The 18,828-nt window shown below is 63.6% G+C and carries 10 protein-coding genes; 7 read left to right on the top strand and 3 right to left on the bottom strand.

All coding sequences use genetic code 11. From position 1 onward, the window contains the following. Positions 1–33 precede the first annotated feature (33 nt). Positions 34–480 (bottom strand): Lrp/AsnC family transcriptional regulator, encoded by a 447-nt coding sequence (locus tag LH19_RS17620; RefSeq protein ID WP_054730882.1) that lies wholly within the window; start codon positions 478–480, stop codon positions 34–36. Next, positions 480–2,420: an isoaspartyl peptidase/L-asparaginase gene (locus tag LH19_RS29745; protein ID WP_145923511.1), complete on the bottom strand. Its 1,941-nt coding sequence runs from the start codon at positions 2,418–2,420 to the stop codon at positions 480–482. The genes LH19_RS17620 and LH19_RS29745 overlap by 1 nt, the downstream gene beginning before the upstream one ends. Before the next feature lie 187 nt (positions 2,421–2,607). Between LH19_RS29745 and LH19_RS17610 the strand changes: the two genes are divergently transcribed. The 5 genes from LH19_RS17610 (at position 2,608) to LH19_RS17590 (ending at position 13,149) form a co-directional block, all read left to right on the top strand. Next, entirely contained in the window at positions 2,608–5,394 is a 2,787-nt protein-coding gene (locus LH19_RS17610) for a TonB-dependent receptor plug domain-containing protein (RefSeq protein WP_054730879.1), read from the top strand. A 107-nt stretch (positions 5,395–5,501) separates the two neighbouring features. Then, positions 5,502–8,438 (top strand): TonB-dependent receptor plug domain-containing protein, encoded by a 2,937-nt coding sequence (locus tag LH19_RS17605; protein ID WP_054730876.1) that lies wholly within the window; start codon positions 5,502–5,504, stop codon positions 8,436–8,438. 11 nt (positions 8,439–8,449) lie between these two features. Next, a complete protein-coding gene (locus LH19_RS17600; protein WP_082395864.1) occupies positions 8,450–10,465 on the top strand; it encodes a S9 family peptidase in 2,016 nt (671 codons plus the stop codon). Positions 10,466–10,961: 496 nt separating this feature from the next. After that, positions 10,962–11,744, top strand: a complete 783-nt coding sequence (locus LH19_RS17595) for a phytanoyl-CoA dioxygenase family protein (RefSeq protein ID WP_054730873.1) — start codon at positions 10,962–10,964, stop codon at positions 11,742–11,744. Between the two features lie 82 nt (positions 11,745–11,826). Beyond that, complete coding sequence (locus LH19_RS17590; protein ID WP_054730871.1) at positions 11,827–13,149, top strand: serine hydroxymethyltransferase; 1,323 nt, start codon at positions 11,827–11,829, stop codon at positions 13,147–13,149. Between the two features lie 303 nt (positions 13,150–13,452). Here the strand turns inward: LH19_RS17590 and LH19_RS17585 are convergent, their stop codons facing one another. Beyond that, positions 13,453–14,346: a LysR substrate-binding domain-containing protein gene (locus tag LH19_RS17585; RefSeq protein WP_054730868.1), complete on the bottom strand. Its 894-nt coding sequence runs from the start codon at positions 14,344–14,346 to the stop codon at positions 13,453–13,455. Positions 14,347–14,916: 570 nt separating this feature from the next. Between LH19_RS17585 and LH19_RS17580 the strand changes: the two genes are divergently transcribed. Together LH19_RS17580 and LH19_RS17575 are read left to right on the top strand one after the other, a co-directional pair. Beyond that, on the top strand, positions 14,917–17,166 hold the full coding sequence (locus LH19_RS17580) for a TonB-dependent receptor (RefSeq protein ID WP_158514449.1): 2,250 nt from the start codon (positions 14,917–14,919) through the stop codon (positions 17,164–17,166). Between the two features lie 82 nt (positions 17,167–17,248). Beyond that, entirely contained in the window at positions 17,249–18,817 is a 1,569-nt protein-coding gene (locus LH19_RS17575; RefSeq protein ID WP_054730862.1) for an amidase, read from the top strand. Positions 18,818–18,828: the final 11 nt, after the last annotated feature.

Here is an 18,828-nt window from a genome sequence, read left to right as displayed (position 1 = left end):
CCCCGGTTCCCGTCAAGGCCAGACTTCCCGACCCTAACGTTCGACCTTGGTAACCAAGATGACCGAGGTGGTCGTGCGCTCGACCCCGTCGAGCAGGCCGATCTCGTCGATCAGCTCGTTGAGCTGGGTGCTGTCCTCGGCCTCGAGCATCGCGATGATATCATATTCGCCGCTGATCGCGTGGATCGCCTGTACCAGCGGGATCGCCGCAAGCGCCTGTTCGACTTCGCGGTGATAGCGCGGCAGCGTCTTGATCATCATATGCGCGCGCATCCGGCTTGCCGAAAAGGCGCGGCCGAGCCGCACCGTATAGCCGGCGACGACCTGTTCCTCCTCCAGCCGCGCGAGACGCGAATAGATCGCGCCGCGCGACAGGCCAAGCTCCTTCGCGAGTTGCGCGATCGTCTGGCGCGCGTCGTCGCGCAGCAGGGTGAGCAGCCGCTCGTCGATCTCGTCGAGGGTGACGCCGCCGTTCGCCATCAGTCGGCCAGCTTTTCGTCGGCGAAGATCGCCGTTGCGGGCACACCCCCGGCGGTGATTTGGCCGCGGTACATGCCGAGATCGTTGATCGCGAACGCCGGGCGCCCGTCGGGGCCCATCGCGATCAGCCCGCCGTCGCCGCCGATCGCGCCGACCGCCATGATTGTGTCGTCGGCCGCATCCTTCAGGCTTTCGCCCTTCCACGCGACGCGGTCGCAGACCTGCCGCGCCGCACTTTCGCGGATGAAATATTCGCCCGACCCGGTTGCCGACACCGCGCACTGACCGTCCTTGGCATAGGTGCCTGCGCCGATGATCGGGCTATCGCCGATGCGGCCCCAGCGCTTGCCGGTCATGCCGCCGGTCGAAGTTGCCGCGGCGAGATGGCCGTCGGCGTCGAGTGCCACCGCGCCGACGGTACCGAACAGGTGCGTCGGATCGACCGCCGCCTGCTGTTTTGCGCGCCAGGCGAGCAGCTGCTGCCAGCGTTCCTCGGTGCGGAACCAGGCGGGGTCGGCCTGTTCGAGGCCCTGTTCGACCGAAAAGCGATCGGCGCCGTCGCGCGCCAGCATGACGTGCGGGCTATTGTCCATCACCGCGCGGGCAAGGTCGATCGGGTGGCGGGTCCGCGTCACACCGGCGACGGCGCCGGCCTTCAGCGTCTTGCCGTCCATGATCGCGGCGTCGAGCTCGTTCCGGCCCTCGGCAGTGAAGACCGCGCCGCGCCCGGCGTTGAACAGCGGGTTGTCCTCGAGCAGCCGTACTGCAGCCGCGACCGCATCGAGTGCCGCGCCGCCCTTGTCGAGCACTGCCGCGCCGGCGCGCAACGCGGCGTCGAGCCCGGCGCGGTAAGCCTGTTCCTTTTCGGGCGAGAGCGTCTTGCGCTCGATCACCCCCGCGCCGCCGTGGATCGCCAGCGACCAGCGCGGCACCTCGACGATTTCGCCCGCGCGCGCGGCATAGTGGCGCTCGAAGACCGGATTGTCGACGCGGCCCGACGGCAGGTGGACGACCGATCCGGGCCCGACGCCGACCACTTTGACGCGCGGGGCATCGAGGGGGCCGCGGCCGGTGACGCCGCGCAGCGTCGATCCGTCGACCACCCACGCATAGCCGTCGGGCGCGGTCGCATAGATGCGTCCACTGCCGTCGGGTTCGACCGCGAGCGCGGCGCTTTCGTCGACCCCTAGGCCGATCATCGCGGGCTGGTCGGCGGGGCGCCCGACCTGCGCCTTGGCAAGAAAGGCGAAGAGGCGGCCGAGGCGGTCGCGTTCCTTGAAATGGGTGTCGGTGACGATGCCCTTGAGCAGCGCAAAATGGACGAAATCGCCCTCGATCGTGTTGGCGGGGCCGAGCGGATCGGCGAGCGCCTCTGGGCTTTTGATGCTGCCGTCGTCCATCGCGCCGTAAAGCTTCTCGCCCTGCATCGCGAGGCCCGCGCTCGTCCCCGCGAGCGGCTTGCCCGCCGCGACATGCGCGTCGAGGATCTCGGCGACCGGAGTGCCGCGCCAGTAACGGACGTAGCGCGACTGGTCGCCGCCGGCGATGAAGATGCCGTCGGCCTTGCGCAGCCGGTCGAGAATCTTCCGGTTCGTCGATTGCGAGCGGTCGTGAAAGACGAAGATTTCGGCCGACTGGATGCCGCCGACCTCGTCGAAGAATTCCTCGCCGATCTCCTTCCCGTAAGAGGCGCTGATCACGACGATATGGCCGTTCCCGGCTTTGCCGAAGAACCATTTCATCGAATCGATATTGCGATCGCCGCCGCCCATCAGAAGCAGCCCGCCCGACACCGGGCCCGGGGTCGGCGTGTTCAGTTTGCCGAACACATAATGTTCGTACGGTTTCGGCTTTGCTTCCTTTGCCACCGCCGGGGAGAGGGCGAGACCCAGCGCCGCCAGCAGCGGCAGGAGCAGCCCGCGCACGATCATAGCCAACATCCAAAATCTCCCCCGATGCGCCGATGCGATGGCACGATGTTACATAATAAGCGCAGATAATGACAATATGATTCCGCAAATCGTCATATTGATTGAAATTATCGGAGCTTTCTGGTGAAACGAAAATGCGTCAAATGGGCGCGGGCGCGCCGTGAGTCGCGCCGGGGGACATAAAGGGGTAATTTTGATGCAAGCTCTGGGTGCGCGGTCGCTTCGAATCCTGCTGGGGCTGGGCGTCTGCCTGCCGGCGCTGGCCACGCCCGCCTGGGCGCAGGACCCCGCGAACGAGGGCGGGAACGACGAGATCATCGTCACCGGTTCGCGCATCCCGACGATCCGCGACCAGGGTCCGTCGCCGGTCACGACGATCGATTCCGACACGATCCGCGCCAACGGCTATACCAGCGTCCCCGAACTGCTCGCGGCGATGACGCAGAACAGTGGCGAGACGCAGAGCCCGCAATCGGGCAGCAGCGCGGATTTCACGCCCGGCGCGCAGCAGGTCGACCTGCGCGGGCTCGGCCCCAACCATACGCTGGTGCTGGTCAACGGCCGCCGCATCGCCGATTTCCCGCTGCCCTATATCGGCCGCAGCAACTTCACCGACATCTCGAACATCCCGGTCAGCCTGATCGACAAGGTCGAGATTTTGAGCGGTGCCGGGTCGGCGATCTATGGCTCCGACGCGATCGCCGGCGTCGTCAACTTCAAGATGAAGGAAAAGCTCGACGGTATCACGCTCGACTATCGCCACGGGCGCACCCAGCATGGCGGCGGCATGTCGCATCGCTTCACCGCCACCGGCGGCTGGTCGTCGGGGCGTTTCAATATCGTCGGCGGCATCGAATATCTCGATCAGCGCCCGCTCTGGGCTTATGACCGCAGCATCCAGGACAGCACCGACGATAATCCCGTCAGCACGATCGCGCGGCGCACCTTCCTTCGCTACAGCATCGAGAACGACAGCTATATCGATCCGGGCGCCGACACCTGCGCGCGGCTGTCCCATCTCAATCGCGGTTCGACCATCTATACCTCGCGGCCGCGCTATGGCGACTATGACCCGGTCATCGATGATTATGGTCCCGGCTATTATTGCGGCAGCAAATCGTCGATCGCCTATGGGACGATCGTTTCGGGGCGCAAGGGCTTCAACAGCTTTGGCAGCATGTCTTACGAACTGTCGGACAACGCCAAGCTGTTCACCGATTTCCAGTTCGGGATCAGCAAGGTCCGCCTGATGTACGATGTGACGAGCTGGGCGTTCGAAAATTCATCGTCGAGTTCGGACAACAGCTTCTACAATGCGTTCGACGGCACGATCGACGATTGGTCGCGCCAGTTCGCGCCGGAGGAAACCGGCGGCTTCGAGATGCAGCGCATCAAGCAGACGACCTACAGCATCACTCCCGGCGTCCGCGGCAATTTCGGCAACGCCTGGAACTATGAACTGTCATTCAATTACAGCCGCTATCAGTCGGTGGTGCGCTGGCCGCAGATCATCAATCAGAAGGCGCAGGATTTCTTCCTCGGTCCCCAGCTCGGGATCGACGAGGACAGCGGTTATCCGATCTATAACCGCGATCCCGACGTCTATTTTTACCGGGCCCTGACCCCTGCGGAATATGACAGCATCTCGGCCGATACCGTCTATCGCCCGTACAGCTGGACGAACAACCTCCAGGCGACGCTGACCAACGGCGAATTGTTCCAGCTTCCCGCCGGACCCGTCGGCTTTGCGATGGTCGCCGAATATGGCAAGCAGGGTTACAACCTGCGCCCCGATCCGCTGGCGCTGACCGATTATTATTATAGCTGGAAAGACAGCGACGGCAGGGGCAAGCGCAGCCATGCCGCCATCGGCGGCGAGCTTCGCGTTCCCGTCCTCGACTTCGTCACGCTGTCGGCCGCCGGACGCTATGACCGCTTCGGTTTTGGCGGTCGCAACGTCGGCAAGTTCACCTATAATGGCGGGCTGGAGGTGCGTCCGACCAGCAGCATGTTGTTCCGCGCGGCCTATGGTACGGCGTTCCGCGCGCCCGATCTCCATTATGTCTTCACCGGCCCGGGGAACGTCCAGAGCAGCGTCGACGATTATTATCTGTGCGGGATCGAAGAGCCAGAGGAAGAGGTCGGCGATTGCAGCTATTCGGGCAGCGGCATCGTGGTGAACCGGACGGGCAATCGTGACCTCAAGGCCGAAACGGGCAAGACGTTGACCGCCGGCTTCGTCTTTTCGCCATCGAGCCGCCTCCATTTCTCGGTCGACTATTTCCGCGTATCGCTGGACAATCAGGTCGACGACCTCAGCATCGACCAGATTGCCCGCGACGAGGCGGCGTGCCGCCCCGACGCCGATGGCAATATCGAACTCGATCCCAATTCGCCGACCTGCCAGGATGCGATCGCCCGCGTGACCCGTTTCACCAGTGGCGGGCTCGCCGGCCAGATTTCTTCGATCCGGGTCAACCCCATCAACATCGCGCGCGAAAAGACGAGCGGGATCGACGTTGCTTTCCGCGGCACGCTGCCGACCGGTATCGGCGACTTCACCCTGTCGCTTGCGCACAGCCACGTGTTCAAGCACAGCTTCCAGCAATATCCGGGCGATCCGATCGAGAACAAGCTGGCATTCGACAGCGGCTTCTACCTGCCGCGCGACAAGTCGAACGGCAGCATCACCTGGGCGAGCGACGGGTTGCAGTTCACCTTCTCGGGCACCCGTCTTGGCAAGCTGCCGAACTATGACGAGGATGCCTTCATCAAGGCGAGCTATCTGTTCAACGCGACGCTACAATATGATTTTACCGATCATATGCGCGGGTCGCTGACGATCCGGAACCTGTTCGACACCGACCCGGTGAAGGATCCGACATGGTCGGGCTATCCCTATTACAACACGAGCTGGTTCGACAGCATCGGCCGCAGCGTCTTCCTGCAGCTGACCTACAAACTCGGCGGCTCGGCGCTTTGATGCGCCGCCGGGTCGCCGGAAGGCGACCCGGGCTGCCCCGCGATGCGCAATTTGACGAAATGAAACAAGGGTCGACGATCGATTGAACCAATAGGGGGTTGCGTCCGATGAAGCCTGTGCTTGCCATGTCCGCCCTGCTGGCCGGTGCCAGCTGGATCACGCCCGCGATTGCCCAGCAGGAACCGCCGCCCGCATCCGATCAGACGGACGAGGGTAGCAGCGACACCCCCCGCGACGAAATCGTCGTCACCGGAACGCGCATCGCCCGCCCCGAGCTGGATTTCGCCAACCCCGTCACCTCCTATTCGGCGGCGACGATCGAACAGTCGGGGCAGACCAGCCTTGCGGACTTCCTTGTGCAAAGCCCGGCGCTCGTCGGTTCGCGCACCGGCGACCTCACCGGCGGCTCCAACCCCGATTTCGGCGAGGCGGGACTCGACCTCCTCAACCTGCGCAACCTCGGCACCGACCGTACTTTGGTGCTCGTCGACGGCCGACGCCATGTGTCGGGGCTTGCGGGATCGGCGGCGGTCGACATCAACGCGATCCCGACCGACCTTGTCGAAACGGTCGACGTGCTCACTGGCGGCGCGTCGGCAATCTATGGCGCCGACGGCGTGTCGGGGGTGGTCAATTTCCGGCTGAAGCATGATTTCGAGGGGCTGACCGCGCGCGGGCAGATTGGCATCTCGGAATATGGCGACGGCGGCAACCAGTTCGGCGCGCTGACCTGGGGCAAGAATTTTGCAGGAGGCCGCGGCAATATCGCGATCGCCTATGAATATAATCGCGATGCGCGGGTGTCGGATCAGGACCGGCCCTATCTGCGCAATCCGGTGGCGGCGAACCTCTATCGCAACCAGGGCGACATTCCAGACGACCCGAATATCCCCGACAATATCGTCTATAACGACGTCCGTTATGCCGACAGTTCGCGCTTCGGCGCGGTCGACGTCGATTTCGATTTTGCCGCCGATTTCGAAGGCAATGGCCGCATCTACGACCGCGGCCTCGTGCTCGAGGAATCGGGCGGTTATACGCAGGGCGGCTCGAGCACGCCCGTCGACGGCTATCAGGGCGACCTGTTCCCCGGCATCGAGCGCCATCTCGTCAACGCGCTCGGCCATTATGAATTCAGCGACGCGTTCAACCTGTTCGCCGAGGGCAAATATGTCCGCACCCGGACGCGCAGCCTGTCGCAGCCCAATTATGATTTCTATTTGTTCCAGACCGCCGAAAACCCGTTCATGCCGCAGTCGATCCGCGATGCGATCGTCCCCGGCGCAGCGGCCGAATATTTCGAGGATCCCGACACGCCCGACGGGGTGCTGATCACTCGCGACAATTTCGACATGGGCATCAACACCGAAGATGTGACGCGCAAGACGCTGCGCGGCGTGATCGGCGCCAATGGCGCGATCTCCGAACATGCGAAATATGAGCTGTCCTATGTCTATGGCCAGACGAAGACGCGCGTGCTGTCGCGCGGCAACCGGCTGGAGGCGCAGTGGCAGGCGGCGATCGACGTGGTTACCGATCCCGACACCGGGCTGCCCGTCTGCCGGTCGAGCCTCGACCCCGACGCGCCGCCCGAACTCGCCGGCTGCATTCCCTATAATATCTATGGCGAGAATGTCCGCGACCCCGCGGCGATTGATTTCGTCACCACTGACAGCGTCAGCTTCTCGAAGGTAACGCAGCAGGTGGTCTCCGGTTCGATCTCGGGCGATTTCGGGGCGCTGTTCGAGCTGCCCGGCGGCCCGATCGGTTTCGCGCTCGGCGGCGAATATCGCCGCGAACGCAGCCGTTTCGATCCCGATCCGGCGATTTCGGCGGGGCTGACCTGGGCGGGCGCGGTTCAGCCGGCGTCGGGCGGCTTCACGGTCAAGGAAGCGTTCGGCGAACTCAACGTGCCGCTGCTGAAGGAAATGCCGTTCGCGCACCTCCTGTCGTTCGGCGCCGCGATCCGCTTTTCCGATTACAGCACGATCGGCAATACGACGACGTGGAAGGTCGATGGCGTCTATGCCCCGGTGCGCGACATCTCGTTCCGCGCGACCTATTCGCAGGCGGTGCGCGCGCCGAACATCGCCGAGCTTTTTGCGCCCGCGAGCTCGTCGTACAACTTCATCGTCGATCCGTGCGACACGGCGGAAACGAACAACGGCACCGCGAACCGCGAAGCGAATTGCGCCGCGCTGCTGACCGCGCTCGGCGTCGATCCGACTACCTTCAGCCCGTCGAGCACGCCGCAGGCGAGCGTGTTCACCGAAGGGCTGGCGGGCGGCAATGTGAACCTGCGTGAGGAAACCGCGAAGACATGGACCGCGGGCGTCGTGCTGCGGCCGAGCTTCCTCCCGGGATTCAGCCTGTCCGCCGACTGGTACGACATCAAGATCAAGGATGCGATCAACACGCCGCAGGCCGAGGAACTGGCCGAGCTATGCGTCGACCAGCCGACGCTGGACAACCAGTTCTGCCCGGGCATCACCCGCGACCCGGATACCGGCTATATCATCGGCTTCAACGTCAAGCCCGACAATGTCGCGGGTTTCCGGACCGCCGGCCTCGACCTGACGCTCGCCTATCGTTTGCGCACCGATAATCTCGGCACCTTCAACATCTCGCTCGTCGGCAATTATCTCGACCGGCTGGAATTCGTCGCCAGCCCGGGTGCAACGCTCGATTCCGACCGCGGCGAGCAATATATTCCGAAGTATAGCGCCAGTTTCGATCTCAACTGGCAAAAGGGGCCGATAACCGTCGCCTATGGCATCACCTGGTTCAGCAAGACCGACCGTTTCGTCGCCGAAGATCTGGCGGGCGATCCCGATTACAGCGACCCGCGCTTCTTCAAGGTGAAGGAGAAGTGGGAGCATGACCTGCAGGTCGGCATCGATGTCGGCGACCGCTTCAACATCTATGCCGGGGTCAACAACCTCTTCGACGAAAAGCCGGCGTTCGGCTACGCGAGCTATCCGGTTTCGGCGATGGGCCGCTATTTCTATACGGGCGTGAAAGTCGCGCTGGGGGCAGCGAAGTGAGGCAGGGGCGAATGCGGACCCTCGTTCTCGCGGGCGCTGCCCTTGGCGCGATGCCGGGGGTCGCCGTGGCGCAATCGGCGCCGGTCACGCTCGAGGACATCCACAAGCTCGCCGATGTTGCCGGGCCGAGCTTTTCGCCCGACGGCAGCCGGATCGCCTATAGCGTCGCGGTCAACGACACCAAGCTCGATGCCGAGAAGAGCGATTTGTGGACGGTGCCGTGGGAGGGCGGGGTGCCCGTCCAACTCACCAAGACCCCCGCGACGAGCGAATGGCAACCGCGCTACAGCGCCGACGGCAAGACGATCCTGTTCCTGAGCGATGCGGGCGCGCAGAAAAAACCGGGCGCCGACCCCGACGACACCAAGGAAGAGGAAGACGAGAATACGCAGTTGTGGCGCATGCCCGCGGGCGGCGGCGCGGCGCGGCAGGTGACGACGCTTGCCGGCGGGATCAGCGATTATGCGCTGTCGCCCGACGGCAAGCGCGCGGTCGTGGTGGCGGAGATCGGCAAGCATGTCGGCAGCAAGGCGAAGACGCCGCCGCCGGTCGAGACCGAGCGCTTCTTCTTCAAGCAGGACGGCCGCGGTTATCTCGACGATCGCACCCAGCAATTGTTCGTCGTCGATATCGCGACCGGCAAGGCGACGCAGGTCACCGCCGGCGCGCGCGACCACTGGCATCCGGCCTGGTCGCCCGACGGCAAATGGATCGCCTATACTGCCAAGGATCATGGCGACGCCGACCGGACGCTGAACTACGATATTTTCGTCGTCGCGCCCGAAGGCGGCGAACCGCGCCGGATCAGCACCTCGCCGGGCGCCGACGGCGATCCCGACTGGGGCTCGGGGCCCGCCTGGTCGCCGGATTCGCGCAAGCTCGTCTGGCTCGAAGGCGCCGAGGACAAGTGGATCTATTATGGCTCGCCGCAGATGGTCGTTGCCGACGTCGTCGATGGCACGACGGCGCGGCCGGCGCGGATCGACCGCTGGTTCTATCATCCGCGCTGGACCCCCGACGGCCAGTTGATCGCGCTGATCGAGCAGGATCGCGACACCTGGCTGGCAAAGATCGACCCAGGCACCAGCGCGATCACCTATCTGACCGAAGGCGCGCGGCTCGGGTACGACTATGCCGTCGCCACGAACGGCCGGATCGCGGTGCTCGACACCGACGCGAGCAGCCCGGCCGAGATCAAGGCGGTGGGCGACATGCGCCTGCTGACGCATCATAACGACTGGTTGAAAACGCGCGCGCTGGGCCCGATCCGGGATGTCGCATTCAAGAGCGGCGATGCGGAAATCCACGGTTTCCTGACCTTGCCGCCCGATTATGACCCGGCGAAGCGCTACCCGCTGATCGCGGACCTGCATGGTGGACCCGTTTACCAGCACAGCCATGAGTTCGACATCGACGCGCGGCTCTATGCCGCGGCGGGCTATGCGGTGCTCAAGATCAATCCGCGCGGCTCGTCGGGGCGCGGCTTCGATTTTTCGCGCGCCATCTATGCCGACTGGGGCAACCTCGACGTCAAGGACATCAGTGCCGGGATCAGCCATGCGATCGACATCGGCGTCGCCGATCCCGACCGCATCGGTGTCGGCGGCTGGAGCTATGGCGGCATCCTCACCGATTACATGATCGCCAGCGACAAACGCATCAAGGCGGCGGTGTCGGGGGCGGGGGTCGCCAACGTGCTGGCGACCTTCGGCGTCGACATGTATGCGCGCGAATATATCCTCGAGCTCGGGACCCCGTGGGAGAATTTCGATGTCTGGCGTAAGCTGGGCTATCCCTTTCTTCATCCCGAACGGATCACCGCGCCGACGCTGTTCCAGTGTGCCGATGCCGACGACAATGTGCCCTGCGTCGGTGCCGAGCAAATGTACCTTGCTCTCAAGACACGTGGCGTACCGACGAAGTTGATCGTCTATCCCGGCGAAAATCACGGGCTTACGGTGCCGAGCTATCTTGTGCACCGGATGCGCAGCAACATCGCCTGGTACGACCGCTGGCTGAAGAGATAGGCGTTATTTCAGCCTGACCGGTTCCCGACAGGCGCTCTTCGTCAGCAGCATATGTTTATATGCGAAGGCTTTGCGTGGCCGAAAGAAATAATGCTGCACCGCGCCTCCTTATTTAGGATGCGATCCCATTAAGCTGAATAACGGCGTGCTTCGTGCCGAGAATGGGAGAGATGTTGCGGCGAAATTCGTGACCTATATTGTCATCGATTACCCGGTATCGAGATTTATCAGAAATTCTATCGCTGCTTGCGGAAAATATCCTCGATAAATCAGGTTCTGGGTAGCTATCGATCCGTTCGCTGCTGGCCCGTCGGGCCGGTTCCGCGAGTATTTGGTGCGAGCATGCACCAAGAGCTAGAATCGCTAACGCTGTGAGCGAAAATTATTGGTTTGCGAATGCAACCGACTGATCCGAAATATGGGAACAACGAAAAATGTCGGGCACGAACCCGGCATTGGGCATCAACGCAGGCAATAAGGACCGTGGAGTAGAGCTATGAAGCTTTCGCAGGAACTCTTGGACGAATATCAGGAAAATGGCTTTCTGGTTATTCCCGACCTCTTCTCGGCAGAGGAAATCGCCGAAATCCGCGAGGCGATGAACCGCGTCTTCGAACAGGAAGACCCGGCGAACATCCGCGAAAAGAAGAGCGGTGTCGTCCGCACGGCGATGGGTTTGCACCTTCGTGACGAACTGTTCGACCGGCTGATCCGCCATCCGCGCCTCGTCGAGCCCGCGCAGCAGATTGCCGGCCCGGAGCTTTATGCCCAGCAGGCGAAGATCAACGTCAAGGCGGCGTTCGATGGCGATCAATGGCAGTGGCATCAGGATTTCTCGACGCATCACCATGATGACGGCGTGCCGCAGCCGCTGGCGCTGAACCTCCACATCTTCCTCGACGATGTGACCGAGTTCAACGGCCCGCTCTATTTCTTCAAGGGCTCGCACAAGTTCGGCAGCGTCGCGACCTGGCACGACACCGTGTCGACGAGCTTCGCGCTGTGGGTCGTCGAACAGGAGAAGATCAAGGAAATCGCCGAGACCTGCCCGCTCGTCGCGGCGACCGGCAAGGCCGGTACGGCGCTGATCTTCGGCGACTGCCTCGTCCATGGTTCGCCGCCGAACATGTCGCCCTGGAACCGCAGCATCTTCTCGCTGATCCTCAACCCGGTCGAGAATGCGCACACCAAGTTCGATCGCAAGGATCATTTCCATCATCGCGACCTGACCCCGGTTCAGGCGATCGAGGATGATTGCCTGCTCGAAAAGGTCGCCTGAGGCGCCTTCAAGCATTTTTTGAATTTTGACTGCGGCGAGCCGCGCGCATCGGTGCGCGGCTCGTCCTGAGGGGATATTGATTATGACGATGTTGGCGCGGCGACCCTGGGTAGGCGAAGCAAGCGAAGATCTGATCCAGAGCGTTGCTGCCAAGGTAGCCGGCAGTTCGTCGGATGCCGTCGATGCGCGGCTGGCGGAACTGGTCGAGGAAAATCGCCAGATCCACGACGTCGGTGCGATCAACCTCAATCCGGCGACGAACGCGATGAACCCGCGCGCCGAAGCGCTGCTCTCGAGCGGGCTCGGCAGCCGCCCCTCGCTCGGTTACCCGGGCGCGAAATATGAAATGGGGCTTGAGGCGATCGAGCAGATCGAAGTGCTGGCGGCCGAAGTCGCAGCCGAGGTCTTCGGCGCGAAATATGTCGAATTCCGCCTCGCGTCGGGCGCGATGGCCAACCTTTACACCTTCATGGCGACGTGCAAGCCCGGCGACGCGATCATCGCGCCGCCCGACACGATCGGCGGTCACGTCACGCACCACACCGCCGGCGCTGCGGGCCTTTACGGTCTGAAAGTGCACACCGCACCCGTCGACGCCGACAATTTCACCGTCGACGTCGCGGCGCTCGCCGACCTCGCGCGGCAGGTGCGCCCGAAGCTGATCACGATCGGCGGCAGCCTCAACCTCTGGCACCATCCGATCCGCGAAATCCGCGCGATCGCCGACGAGGTCGGTGCCTATGTCCTGTTCGACGCCGCGCACCTTTGCGGCATGATCGCCGGCAAGGCGTGGCAGCAGCCGCTCGAAGAGGGCGCGCATCTGATGGGATGCAGCACCTACAAGAGCCTCGGCGGACCGCCTTCGGGGCTGTTGATGACGAACGACGCGACGCTTGCCGAGCGGATCGACAAGATCGCCTATCCCGGTCTGACCGCGAATTTCGACGTCGCCAAGACCGCGTCGCTGGCGCTCGCGCTGCTCGACTGGAAGGAATATGGCGCTGCCTATGCCAAGGAAATGGCGGCGACGGCATCGACGCTGGCCGAACTGCTCGACGAGCAGGGCCTGCCGGTCTTCAAAACCTCGCGCGGTATCACCTCGTCGCAGCAGTTCGCGCTGCGCGCCGAAAGCTTCGGTGGCGGTCATCAGGGCGCGCTGCGCCTGCGCGAGGCGAATATCCTCGCCTCGGGCATCGGCCTGCCGATCGAGCCCGTTGCCGGCGGTTTCAACGGCCTCCGCATGGGAACGCCCGAAATCGTGCGCTGGGGCATGACGACCAACGATATGCCCGAACTGGCGAGCATCATCGTCGAAGCACTGACCGCCGACAATCCGGCCTCCGTTCGCGACCGCGCAATGGCGTTCCGCAAGAAGTTCCAGACGCTGCACTTCGTCCGCAACTAACCGGTCGTCTCCCGCAACCGGTCAAGAGTCGCCCCCGCGCCAGGTCTCTCCCCCAGGCGCGGGGGCGGTGCTTTTCGGGGTGCAGCGTTGCCAACCCGAGCGCGGTATGGCGTGGGGTGGACTTAAGTCATTCCCCTCCCTTTTAGGGAGGGGTCAGGGGTGGGTAGCGAGCGCAGCGAGCAAGAGGCAGAGCGCCGCCTTCGGCGGCCATCCACCCCCAGCCCCTCACCAAAAGGGAGGGGAGACGAACGGCAGCAACCGGCCGAAACCGACGTCCATGCCGCGTTCGCAGCGCCCGGCGGTTCAGACGACGCCCGGCCTCGCTTGTTCGAGAAGCCAGTCGACGAAGGTTTGCGCCGCGGCGGTCAGCGGGGTCGCTGTCTTCGTCAGCAGGTAGAACTGGTTCGTCGATGGCACCCGTCTATCCGACAGCGTCTGCAACTGCCCCGTCTTCAGCAATTCGCCCAGCAGTGCGGTATGGCCGATCATGAAGCCGCGCCCCTGCAATGTGGCATCGACCGTCATCGAATAGAGCGAAAAGGTCTGGGTCTTCAGTGCCTTCGGCGCAGTCGAGCCGGTGCGCGCGATCCAGTCGGCAAAGTCATGCTCCCAATAGGGATCGATCATCAGCGACGCGCCGACGGGCAGACCCTGTTCGTCGAACGTCGCGCTTTCGATCAGCTTGGGGCTCGCCACGGGGACCAGTTCGTCGAAGAAGAGCTCGCGATAGTCGCAGCCGGGGAAGGGCGGCTTGCCATAGCGGATCGCCATGTCGAAGTTCGAGGTGCGCAGGTCGATGATCGTCGGGTCGGCCCAGATTTCGACGGTCGTGTTCGTTTCGAGCGCGTGAAATTCCTCCATCCGCGGGCCGAGCCAGAGCTGAGCCAGCGACGGCAGCATGGTGACGCGCACCGACTTCGATGTGCTGGTCGACGTAATCTCGCGCGTTGCGGTGGTGAGCTGGTCGAGCGCCGGGGCAACCCGCTGCGCATAGCGTTTCCCGGCCTCGGTCAGCTTCACACCCTGCGGATAGCGCTGGAACAGGTCGATACGCAGAAAGGCTTCGAGCGCCTTGATCCGCTGGCTCACGGCGCCCGGAGTGACGCCCAGACGGGCTGCCGCTAGGGCGAAGCTCTCGGTCGCGGCCGTTTCGGCGAAGACGCGCAGCCAGTCGAGATTGGGCGTTTCGCGCAGCATCAGCAGACCTGCCGCTTCGATATGTGATGGATCATTTTCTACCTTCCCCGATTCCCGATTGGCTCGGTTCATCAACAGGCTGGTCTACAGAAGTGAAACCGTCTGTCGACATGGCCAATTCTGGGGGAGACGCCTAGATTTTCTAGGTGTCCGCATTTTGAACCTGCGCGTCTTGAGGAGTGCGGGTGTCGGGAACGAGGATCAGAACAGCTACCCCTGTGCGCCAGCATTATTGGTTTGCTCAGGCAAAGCGAAGCATTCCTAATTGGGCTCGCGCCCGGTTCGCCGCGCGCCGCCCAGCCTTGATGCCGTGGGCCAAATGAAAAAGAAAAATTTTGCGTTCTTCAAAAACATGAAACCCATAGGAGGCATTTTCAGCATAATTTGAATTTATATTATAAAATAATAATAAAATATAACTTCAGAATTAGTTCTTTAAATAGTGATGATAAATGCGGGAACTATTTTGACGTAAATATTTGAATTTAAGGGGTTGCCATGATTACCGAATATGATTCTCCCGCAATTTCGTGCTCCGCCATTTCGTGCCGAAGGGTGCTGCTGGCGCTCTTGTCATCCGTTGCATTGCTCGGCCCGGTTCAGAATGCCGCAGCGCAGGAAGCCGGCGAAGACGCCGGCGCTACCAGCACCGACATCATCGTCACCGCGACGCGCCGCGAGACGACGCTGCAGGAAACGCCCGCGGCGGTCAGCGTGCTCGGCAGCGACGCGATCGAAAAGCGCAACCTCGTCGGCATGGAGGATTATCTCGCTTCGCTGCCCGGCGTCAGCTTCGCCGACCGCGGCGCCGGCCAGAACACCATCACTATTCGCGGTATCGGCCAAGCCGACCAGCTTTCGGCGAATACGCCGGTGGGCAGCTATTTCGGCGAAGTGCCCGTGACGGGCCTTGGGCCGCCGCTCAACGGCAATGGCGCCGGCAACTCCGATCTCAAGATGGTCGATATCAGCCGGGTCGAGGTGCTGCGCGGTCCGCAGGGCACGCTGTACGGGTCGGGGTCGATGGGCGGCACTGTCCGCGTCATCCCCAACGCGCCGAACCTGCGCGAGGTCGAGGGCAGCCTGACCGCGGGCTATTCGCACACCGGGCGCAGCGGCAGCCATAATTATGCGCTCGAAGGCGTCGTCAACGCGCCGCTGATCGAGGACAAGCTCGGCATTCGCGTCGTTGCCTATCGCATGTTCAACGACGGTTACATCAACAACACCGCCGCCAGCGATCCGACGCAGGAAGTCGTGGATGCGGTCGCGATCGGCGCCGTCGCCCGCGACGACAAGCATGCCGGCAGCGAGACGGTCACCGGCGTACGTGGCAGCATCCTGTGGCGGCCGGTCGACGATCTGTCGATCACGCTGTCGCACGCCTATCAGGCCCTGCGCCAAGACGGCTTCCGCGAAGTCCAGCTTGCCTTGCCCGGCGCCTATCAGCAGGCGCGCGTGCGGGTCGGCGAGAATGGCGGCCGCAACGGCTATGTGAACATGGACCTCAACATCAGCAACCTCGTCGTCGAATATGACGCGGGCTTCGGATCGTTCCTCAACTCGACCTCGCTGATCAAGAGCCGCGGCCGCAACGACATCGACTTCAGCTTCTTCGGTTTTGCCGATCCGACGCTGCTCGCGGTCGCTTCGGTGACCAACGCCGACAAGGAATTGTTCGTCAACGAATTCCGCTTCGCATCGAAGTTCGACGGGCCGTTCCAGGTCATCAGCGGCCTCTATTATGAGGAACGCAAGACGAAGGCCGATGCGTTCACCCGCTATACCGGTACCGCCAACCCGCCGCCGGCGAGCGCGCCGCGCGAGACGGCGGACAACAAGAACAAGCAAAAGCAGTTCGCGGCGTTCGGCGAGGCCTCGCTGACCCCGATCGATCCGCTGACGCTGACCGTTGGGGGACGCTATTACAAGTTCGAACAGGATATCCTGATCGCCCGCGTCGACGGCGTGCCGACGACCGCCGAGGGGCGCAGCGCAACGACCGACGGTTTCCTGTGGAAGGCGAATGTCTCGTACAAACCCAGCGACGAGGTGTTCCTCTATGCACAATGGGCGCAGGGCTTCCGCCAGCCGCAGTTCCAGCGCGCGATCCTGCCCCAGGACGACGCCGACAACGACGGGCTGGTCGAATTCGCCGACGGAATCGAACGTGCGGTCGATCCGGGGCTGCTCGATCCCGACAAGGTCGATACCTATGAAATCGGCGTCAAATTCCAGTCGCCCGACGGACGGCTGCGCAGCAGCCTGACGGGCTTCTACACCGACTGGACCGGCATCCCGGTTTCACCCGCGTTGTCGCTGGCGCGCGGCGAAGCTTTCTACTTCAACGCCGGCAAGGCGGTATCGAAGGGGGTCGAGTTCGAGCTGTTCGGCGAAGTCGGCGACCGGCTGTTCGCCGAATTCTCGACCTCGTGGGTGAAATCGACGCTCGACGAAACCGTCCCGGGACTGGGCACCAAGGGTACCAACCTGCCGGGTTCGGCCGACCACAATGTCAAGGCGGCGCTCGAGAAGCGCTTCGATATCGGCGAGAACGAAGCCTATATCCGCGGCGATTACAGCTATGTCGGCGGTTACTACACCAACTTTACCGAAACGGGACTGAAGTCGGGGGATTACCATCTCTTCGACCTCAGCGCCGGGGTGACGGTCGATAATTTCAGGCTGGGAATCTACGCGCGGAACCTGACGAACCGCAAGGATTTCACCTGGGTCGATAACATCTTCGGCGCGACTGCCGGGCGTGCCTACCGGCTGCGGCCGCGGACGATCGGCGTCAATCTCGGGGTCAGTTTCTGATCGTGGCGCATCCGGTCCTCTCAAGACCGATGCTTGCCGATGCAGGTGCCGGTGCCTTCGGGCGCCGGCATTTGCCTTTGCGATGAACCGCCGCGAACTCCTCTTTGCGGCCGCGGCGGCGGCGGGTGGGGGGCAGTCGCTTCTGGCGTCCCCGTCCCGTGCCGCGGTGCCGGACACGCCGGCAGGCGATCCTGCCGATCTGACGATTGCCGAAGCGGCAAGTGCAATCCGCGCCGGTACGCTGACCGCCGGCGATCTGACGAAGGCCTGCCTTCGCCGGATCGATGCCCGCAACCCGCGGATCAACGCGATCATCACGCCGATGCGCGAACAGGCGCTGGCGCAGGCGGCGGCGCTCGATGCCGAGGCGGGCACCGGGCGCTTTCGTTCGGCGCTGCACGGCGTGCCGATCGCGCTCAAGGACAATATCGATACCGCCGACGCGCCGACGACCAATGCCAGCGCGCTGCTGAAAGATCATGTGCCCGCCAATGATGCGCATGTCGTGCAGCGGCTCAAACAGGCGGGTGCGATCATCGTCGCCAAGGCCAATCTCGCCGAATTTGCGGTCAGCCCGACCAACGCGACCTCGCATTACGGCCCGGTGCGCAACCCGTGGAATGAGGACCATGTCTCGGGCGGATCGTCGGGCGGTTCGGGAGCGGCGGTCGCGGCGGGCATGTGTTTCGGCGCGCTTGGCACCGACAGCGGCGGGTCGGTGCGCATCCCTTCGGCATGGTGCGGCGTGGTCGGGCTGAAACCGACCGCAGGGCTGGTCTCGAACGGCGGCGCCGGCCCGGGCATCGCGATTCTCGACACCATCGGCCCGATCGCGCGGACGGTCGAGGATGTGGCGTTGCTGCTCGGGGCGATGACCGGCTATGATCCGTTCGATCCCGCGAGCGTCGAGCGGCCGCGCGAAGATTATGCCGCGGCGCCGGGCCGTCCGGCCTCGGCGCTGCGTGTCGGCGTCCCGCGACGTCCCTTCTTCGACGGGCTCGATCCCGAGGTTGCGGGTGCGGTCGACACCGCGCTCAAGACCCTCGCGACGATCGCCGGCAGCGTCCGCGACGTCGACTTCCGATGGGGCGACCTGCCCGAAGGCGCGTTCACCGCCCCCGACCTGCTGAGCTACCATAGCCGCCCGTTCGCCGAGCGGCCCGACGCGTATCAGACGCGGACGCGCAACATCATGCAGATGCTCACCGAAATGCTCGACGATCCGAAAGGCGGGTCCCCGTCGCGCAAGCTGGGAGAGCATGTAGCCATGATCCGTTCGATCGCGCAGCGCCAGCGGACGATCGACGCGGCATTCGACGGCTTCGACGTGCTGGTGCTGCCGACGACCAAGACATTGCCGCCGACGGTGAAGGCGGCGGTTGCCTCCGAATATGGCCCCGGCGTCGAGCCGTTGTTCTCGATCGAGAACACGATGATCTTCAATCTCGTCGGGCTGCCGGCGCTCAGCGTGCCGTGCGGATTGTCGAAGGACGGGCTGCCGATCGGGATGACGATCGCCGGACCACGGTTCAGCGAGGCGAAACTGCTGGCGCTCGGCGCCGCCTATGAACGCCGGGCCGGCTGGCGCGGGCGCCGCCCGGTCGGGCAGGACAAGAGAAACAATATGGTTGGACGAGGAGAGGGATTATGAATCGCAGAGAG

Origin of the sequence: Sphingopyxis macrogoltabida (assembly GCF_001314325.1) — a bacterium.
Lineage (GTDB): Bacteria > Pseudomonadota > Alphaproteobacteria > Sphingomonadales > Sphingomonadaceae > Sphingopyxis > Sphingopyxis macrogoltabida.
Note: the sequence above shows the minus strand (reverse complement) of the source record. Positions and strands in the feature narration are given on the sequence as shown.

Excerpts from the sequence above, each read along its gene's own strand:
- LH19_RS29745 (WP_145923511.1), bottom strand. The coding sequence starts at position 2,420 with ATGTTGGCTATGATCGTGCGCGGGCTGCTCCTGCCGCTGCTGGCGGCG.
- LH19_RS17590 (WP_054730871.1), top strand. The coding sequence starts at position 11,827 with ATGACGATGTTGGCGCGGCGACCCTGGGTAGGCGAAGCAAGCGAAGAT.
- LH19_RS17600 (WP_082395864.1), top strand. The coding sequence starts at position 8,450 with ATGCGGACCCTCGTTCTCGCGGGCGCTGCCCTTGGCGCGATGCCGGGG.
- LH19_RS17585 (WP_054730868.1), bottom strand. The coding sequence starts at position 14,346 with ATGCTGCGCGAAACGCCCAATCTCGACTGGCTGCGCGTCTTCGCCGAA.
- LH19_RS17620 (WP_054730882.1), bottom strand. The coding sequence starts at position 480 with ATGGCGAACGGCGGCGTCACCCTCGACGAGATCGACGAGCGGCTGCTC.
- LH19_RS17605 (WP_054730876.1), top strand. The coding sequence starts at position 5,502 with ATGAAGCCTGTGCTTGCCATGTCCGCCCTGCTGGCCGGTGCCAGCTGG.
- LH19_RS17595 (WP_054730873.1), top strand. The coding sequence starts at position 10,962 with ATGAAGCTTTCGCAGGAACTCTTGGACGAATATCAGGAAAATGGCTTT.
- LH19_RS17575 (WP_054730862.1), top strand. The coding sequence starts at position 17,249 with ATGAACCGCCGCGAACTCCTCTTTGCGGCCGCGGCGGCGGCGGGTGGG.
- LH19_RS17610 (WP_054730879.1), top strand. The coding sequence starts at position 2,608 with ATGCAAGCTCTGGGTGCGCGGTCGCTTCGAATCCTGCTGGGGCTGGGC.